Genomic DNA, 7,243 nt, shown 5'->3' on the forward strand with positions numbered 1-7,243 from the left:
ACAAATATTTCTAAATGTCTCTGGTATAAAGTCCAACTTTTTGGGGTCACCTTAATTAATGATTGGTTTTTAAAAATTTATTATTTAATTTTCGCTGCAATTTCTTTTGCCATTTGTCTTAGACCTTGATCGTCTTCATCTTTCATACGACCTTTAGCTTCTACAACAGTTTCTGTTGTTTCGAATTTTCCTTCTTCAACAAATTGTTTTAGATTTTTGACAGCGCCACCGCTCCATCCGAATGATCCAAAAACAGAAACCACATGATTTTTTAATTTTTGCATTTTCAAAATGTTCAATAAATTATTCATTACTGGATATACAGTGTTGTTGTATGTGCAAGATCCTAATACTAATGATTTCTTTTCCCAGCAATTTGAAAGTATATACGATTCATGAGTTTTACTTACATCGAATACTTCGATGTTTCTAACACCTTCGTCTGCTAAATATCTAGCTAATTGGTCTGCCATCAATTCTGTATTTCCATACATTGATGCATAAACTATTACAACTCCTTCATTTACTTCATAAGTTGCCCATTTAGTGTAATCTTCTACAATTCTTGAAGGTTGTTTTCTCCAAATACAACCATGAACAGGACATATTGTTTCAATTTCCAAAGAAGATAATTTGTTAATAGCACGTACAGCCATTTGAGAATATTTTCCAACGATATTTGTATAATATCTTCTGAATTCTGTTCTTCTTAAATCATAATCTAATTCGTCATCAAATATTGCTCCGTCATTAGTTCCAAATCCACCGAAAATATCTTGGGAGAATAAAATTTTATTTTCAGCATCGTAACTAACCATTGATTCTGGCCAGTGAACCATTGCTGTTAAATAGAATGTTAGTTTTCTATCTCCTAAATCTAATTCGTCACCTTCTCCAACTTCGATAAAATGGTCAGAATCAATTTCATAATAATCATTCAACATTGATCTTGTTTTCTTGTTTCCAACTATTTTTATATCTGGATAAAGATCTAAAATTTGTGGAATTGATCCTGAATGATCTGGTTCTATGTGATGAATTACCAAATAATCTAATTTTCTATCTTTTAAAATCGCTTTAACATTATCTACAAATTCATCACTTTTGCTAATTTTTACAGTGTCCATCAAGCAAGTTTTTTCGCCTGTAAGTAAGTAAGAATTGTAAGCTACTCCATAAGGCAATGGCCACATGTTTTCAAAATATTCTGTTTGTCTGTCATTTACACCCAAGTAATATAAATTTTCTTGGATTTTAATTGGTTCTGTTCCCATATTTCCTCCTATAAATTAACGATTATAAATCATTTTCACCGTAAGTATCCAAAAAGTTATACTTTTCTCCATTATATTCATACCCAAGAATTCTTGATACATCAACATTTTCACTGGATTTAAATATAGAATTTTCTACATTAGTAAATCCTCTATCCGACAATTCTTCAATCAATAGTTTGATTTGTTTTCTCATAGATCCTTCTGTTTTTTTAGTTACAGAGCAAGCACAATCTAATGCTTTTAACCCTGAGTAATTCAACCAACTTTTTACAGATTCTTCTCTAATTAAATACATTGGTCTGATAAGTTCAATCCCTTCAAAGTTATTAGAGTGAAGCTTTGGCATCATAGTTTTATAATTTCCAGAACACAAAACATTCAATAAAATTGTTTCAATCACATCATCAAAGTGATGTCCCAATGCCATTTTATTGCAACCAAGCTCTTTTGCTTTGGAATAAAGCGCACCCCTTCTCATTCTCGCACACATATAACATGGATTGTTCGATGAAATCTTCTCGCTAACACTAAATACATCAGTATCATACATGTGATAAGGAATGTTAAGTTTCTCAAAATTTTCTTTTTCAAGTCTAGTGTTTTCTTCGCTATATCCTGGATTCATCGCTATAAATTCAAGATCAAAATTATTCATTCCATGTTTTTGAAGTTCTTGAAATAATTTCGCAAGAAGCAAACTATCCTTGCCACCACTCATACACACGGCTATTTTATCTCCATCTTGAATCAAATCATATTGTTTTATGGCCTTTATAAACTTCGACCAAATGTGTTTTCTATATTTTTTTATAATTGCTCTTTCAACTTCTTGTACAGTTCTTTGCATATATCTCCATTTTTTCTAAATCTACTATGTTACTAGGGCTATATCGTTCAGCTACTTCTAAACTCACAGCTTCTCCAACATCAAGTCCCAAACTCCTCAAATAATCTTCAACAGTACTTAGTGCTTTTCTTGGAGTATTATTCTCCTTACTCAAATGCGCTAATTGAATAACTTCGTGATTTCCTCTTAGAATATCTCCTAATAAGTACGCACATGAGTCATTAGACAAATGTCCGTGATCCGACAATATTCTTTGTTTTAATGCTGGAGGATAACTCCCGTACTTTAGCATATCAACATCATGATTTGCTTCAATAAAAAAAAGATTCGAATCTTTAATTTCTTCATACACGCTATCTTCGATAATTCCAGTATCAGTAACTAAAGAAATTTTCTTGTCGTCCTTGCTAATCACATAACCACAACTATTTGCGCTATCGTGACTAGTTTTAATCGGTAAAATATCCAAATCTTTGAAATTAATATGTCTATTATTTTCGAAGATATAAATATTCTTATCATTTATCTTTCCAATCTTGCTATCCATTGCATACCAAGTTTCATTATTTGCTATAATTGGCAAATCGTATCTTCTACTCAACACTCCAATTCCTTTAATGTGGTCTGCGTGTTCATGAGTCACAAAGATTGCATCTAATTTACTTGGATCTACATTTATATATTTAAGTAGGTTTTCAATAGTTTTACCACTAAAACCTGCATCGATTAATATTTTGGAGTGTTCTGTCTCTATATATTCGCTATTTCCACTTGAACCGCTAGATAACGAACAAAATTTAAAACTCATTCAAAATCCTCCTTATTTACTATTATAATTGATATTGAGTTTTTTTTAAAGTAAAAAAGATAGTCGGCAAATTTTACCAACTATCTTGAAGTTTTTATTTTATTTTTCGTAAATATTTTTTGTATTAAAAGATCTCTTATTCTTAAACAAACTTAATTCTGTAACTGGAACAGTTGATAATTCACCAACTCCTATCACAAATGTTAAAAATATGAACGAAGTTTGTGTCCAAAAAATTGTAACATCCACCATACTGTGAATCATAACCATAATTATCATTGCTATAATCATTTTGGTGTATTTTTTTGAATACAGGCTTTTGATTTCTTTGAACAATTGACAGATAATTGGAACCAACAATCCTGCTCCTATCAACCCAAAATTAACCAAAATATCCAAATACAAATTGTGTGAGTGGACAATTGCACGATTTCTTATTGTAGCGTAAATATTGTGTATTCCTAGCGGCCCAACTCCTATTACAAAATTCTTCTTGAAAGCTTCAATAGCACTAATCCAAATAGATTTTCTAAGCCCCATATCAAAACCAATTTTGTCAATTCTAGGAATCAAATCCATTCTTCCAGCGGCAACAATTCCAACAAAAGCAAGTGCAAATAAAGAAATAATCGCAACAGTATACTTTCTTTTTTTCATCATAATTGTAAGAGCAAACACCGCTATGAAACTAGCAAACATCGCTCCTCTTGAATCTGTGATTAATAAAGTTAGAACGCTTAAAATCCCAACCACAAAAGAAAATAATCTTTCAAATGATTCTGTCGAAAAATATTTGTACGCACTGATTATCCCAACCAAAGAACAAACCATAGCATAATAATTTGCATTGAAAAAGAATGTTCCAACGGTAGTTCTATTCTCACTGATATATTTTATAAATTGAGTGTAGTTGAATGAATTGTTCTTCAAAATTATCGAATACTGAGTCAATGTTATCAAAAAGCAAAACGATGCAAACAACATTATAATTATCATACAGTCTTCCATAAATTGTTCGGTCATATTTTTCCTGATAAAGAGCACAAATACGAAAAGCACAAACATTCCGACTGTCGCAAGTATTCCATAAGTATTGTTGAACACAATGCTCACTACTAACGAATAAACAGCGAAGATCAATCCAAACACAGACAGATTAGTCTTGTCAAAAATTTCCTTGAATTTATTTTGATAAACAAAATAAAACATATCCACTATCAAAACGCCGATTCCGATATAAAACGGCATAAACATTGCAATAGCGGTCAACAGAATAAATTTTTGATCTGTAGTGTAATCTAATATTCTATTGTAAAAACTTTTCATATTTCACCTCTCATTCGTATCATTACTTATATAATATCAAAAATTCGTTATAATATACGTTTTTTGACAAATCGTAACTATTGACGATGACAAGATATTTTATCAAAAATTTGAGAATTTTGCAATATTTACAATAAAAAATGAGAGATAACCAAAAGCTATCTCTCAAAAATCTAAAATTTATTTATTGCCGATTGTTTCTACCATAACTGCTTTGATAGTGTGCATTCTGTTTTCAGCTTCATCAAATACTTTTGAATATTTGCTGTAGAATACTTCATCAGTTACTTCCATTTCTGACAAGCCAAATTTTTCGTGGATTTCACGACCAACTTTAGTTTCTAAGTTGTGGAAAGATGGTAAGCAGTGTAAGAAGATTACGTTAGGATTTTCAGTCATTTCGATTTTCTTCATATCTACTTGGTAATCTTTAAGTAAGTTGATTCTTTCTTCGAATTGATCTTCTTCACCCATTGATACCCAAACGTCAGTGTAGATTACATCTGCACCTTTTAGACTATTGAAATCATCAGTAACTGTGATTTTAGCACCAGATTCTTTGGCAATTTCTTGGATAGAGTTCATCATTTCGTTTGATGGATGTAATTCTTTTGGTGCAAGATTTACAAATTCCATACCTAATTTAGCAGCTCCAATCATTAAAGAGTTTGCCATGTTGTTTCTACCATCACCAACATAAACGAATTTAACTTGGTCCAAGTTTTTGTGGATGTTTTCTTTTACAGTTAAAAAGTCTGCTAAGATTTGTGTTGGATGATAAATATCAGTTAAACCATTCCAAACTGGAACTGAAGAATATTTTGCTAATTCTTCTACAGTTGCATGGTCAAATCCTCTAAATTCGATACCATCGTAGAATCTTGATAATACTAAAGCAGAGTCTCTTACAGATTCTTTCTTACCAAATTGGCTATCATTCATACCTAAGAATGTTACATTACCGCCTTCATCATAACAAGCAGTTTCAAATGAACATCTTGTTCTAGTAGAAGTTTTTTCAAATAACAAAACAATGTTTTTGCCTTTTAAAGTTTCTCCTACAATACCCATTCTTTTCTTTTCTTTTAATGCAGCACTTACATTTAGTAAATGTTCAATTTCTTCTTTAGTGAAATCTTTTAAAGTTAAAAAATCTCTTCCTTTTAACATAATTACATCTCCCTTTCAAACGGCATACTCATACATCTTGGACCCCCACGTCCTCTAGATAATTCGCCTGATTTAATAGTTCTTATATTTACATCAGCTTCTTGTAGCAAGCTGTTTGTAACATTGTTTCTGTCGTAAACAATAACAGTATTTGGTGCAATCGCCAAAGTATTTGAACCGTCATTCCATTGTTCACGCATTTGATCGATTGGGTTTGTTCCACCACATCTTATAATTTTTACATTATCAACGTGTAAATTTGTAGATAAAATTTCTTCTAATGAACCTTTTTGAACTTCTCTTTGTAAAGTATTATCTTCAAGATACAATTTTTCAACATACAAAGGTCCTTCGATTAGTGGGTGAACCGTAAAAATTCCCTTATCAATCATTGTAAACACAGTGTCCAAGTGCATAAATTCTCTTTTGTTAGGAATTTTGAAAGACAAAACAAATTTAAAATCTGATTTTTCTAATAAATTCTTAGCGAATTTATCCACACTTTCTTTTTGTGTTCTTTGAGAAATACCAACAGCTACACATTCGCTGTTCAAAATTAAAATATCTCCACCTTCGATAGAAGTGTCTTCTGTTCTATCGTAGATCTTTTCAATATCGTTGAATCTAGAATTATAAGCGAAAATGTATTTTGCATAAAGCGTTTCCCTATTTCTAGTTTCTGACCACATTCTGTTGATACTTACACAATTACCCACAAAGGAAAATGGATCTCTTGTGAAATACAAGTTAGGCATTGGATTAACAGCTAAAAGTCTTCCGCTTTCGTCGTTAATACCGATTTCATCTAATCTAACTCCTGCCATAGTTTTAAGTATCAATTCTTTCTCATCTGAGATATTTGTAAGTAAATCTCTTAGTAAATTGATTTCATCTGCGGATTTATTTCCCGATTCTTCAAGAAAATCTTCGATAAATTGTTTTCTAACGTCATCTTGTTTAATAGATTCTGCAGCCAAATCTTCTAGGTATAATACTTCAATACCTTCATTACGCATAGTTTCACAGAAAAAATCATGTTCTCTGATAGCATTTTCCAAGTAAGGAAGTTCGTCAAACAATAACTCTTCCATAAAACCAGGAGTCAAATTGTTTAATTCTTCTCCCGGTCTGTGAACTATTACAGATTTTAACTTATCAATCTCAGAGTAAATATTTGGTTTCAATATGTTGCCTCCTTAACTGATTTCCACATAAAATTATAACACATTTACAATAAAAATTAACACAAAAATATCGAAATTTTTTTAATATTAAAATACTTTTTGAAATATGTTAAAATTTTATATAAAATGAGGTGAAAAATGATAAAAAGAATTGCAAAAGAAAATGATATAGCAGAAATAATGGAAATTGTTGAAAATGCCAAAATATATATGAAAGAAAACAAAATAAATCAATGGAACGAAAATTATCCCAATGAAGATGTGTTCTTGGCCGATTTGAAAGAAAATAGATTATATGTAGCAGAAATAGATGGAAAAGTTATAGGAATGGCTGTGTTGATCTTGGATGGAGATGCGGATTACAAAAACATTGATGGAAAATGGCTATCTGATGGAAAATACGGAGTAATTCATAGAATCGCAGTAAACCCAGATTACAAATCGCAAAATGTCGCCAAAAATCTATTGGATTTCTTTGAAGATAAATTAAAAGAACTAAACTACGACTCAATTAGAGTAGACACTCACAAAGACAACAAATCCATGCTAAGATTTATTGAGAAAAACGGATTTCAAAAATGTGGGATAGTTTATATAAGAAAAACAGACGAGAGAATAGCATTCGAAAAAC

7 protein-coding genes are annotated in these 7,243 nt (G+C 30.9%); 1 reads left to right on the forward strand and 6 read right to left on the reverse strand.

Going from position 1 to position 7,243, the window contains the following annotated elements; all coding sequences use genetic code 11:
- Positions 1 to 80: 80 nt before the first annotated feature.
- The 6 genes from ACLUJM_RS11965 to ACLUJM_RS11990 form a co-directional block, all read right to left on the reverse strand.
- Positions 81 to 1,274, reverse strand: a complete 1,194-nt coding sequence (locus ACLUJM_RS11965; protein ID WP_094205412.1) for an FprA family A-type flavoprotein — start codon at positions 1,272 to 1,274, stop codon at positions 81 to 83.
- Positions 1,275 to 1,296: 22 nt separating this feature from the next.
- Positions 1,297 to 2,124: a tRNA 2-thiocytidine biosynthesis TtcA family protein gene (locus ACLUJM_RS11970; RefSeq protein WP_094205411.1), complete on the reverse strand. Its 828-nt coding sequence runs from the start codon at positions 2,122 to 2,124 to the stop codon at positions 1,297 to 1,299.
- Entirely contained in the window at positions 2,099 to 2,932 is an 834-nt protein-coding gene (locus ACLUJM_RS11975; RefSeq protein WP_412412899.1) for an MBL fold metallo-hydrolase, read from the reverse strand. Before ACLUJM_RS11975 ends, ACLUJM_RS11970 begins: the two co-directional genes overlap by 26 nt.
- A 99-nt stretch (positions 2,933 to 3,031) precedes the next feature.
- Positions 3,032 to 4,258, reverse strand: coding sequence for an O-antigen ligase family protein (locus ACLUJM_RS11980; RefSeq protein ID WP_412412900.1), 1,227 nt, complete (start codon positions 4,256 to 4,258; stop codon positions 3,032 to 3,034).
- Positions 4,259 to 4,438: 180 nt separating this feature from the next.
- On the reverse strand, positions 4,439 to 5,428 hold the full coding sequence (gene argF, locus ACLUJM_RS11985; protein WP_094223285.1) for an ornithine carbamoyltransferase: 990 nt from the start codon (positions 5,426 to 5,428) through the stop codon (positions 4,439 to 4,441).
- A 2-nt stretch (positions 5,429 to 5,430) separates the two neighbouring features.
- A complete protein-coding gene (locus ACLUJM_RS11990; protein ID WP_278735618.1) occupies positions 5,431 to 6,612 on the reverse strand; it encodes an arginine deiminase in 1,182 nt (393 codons plus the stop codon).
- Between the two features lie 138 nt (positions 6,613 to 6,750).
- Between ACLUJM_RS11990 and ACLUJM_RS11995 the strand changes: the two genes are divergently transcribed.
- A partial coding sequence (locus ACLUJM_RS11995; RefSeq protein WP_412412901.1) for a GNAT family N-acetyltransferase occupies positions 6,751 to 7,243 on the forward strand: 493 nt, incomplete at its 3' end.

The sequence above is a fragment of the Finegoldia sp. genome (assembly GCF_046991905.1).
GTDB lineage: Bacteria > Bacillota > Clostridia > Tissierellales > Peptoniphilaceae > Finegoldia.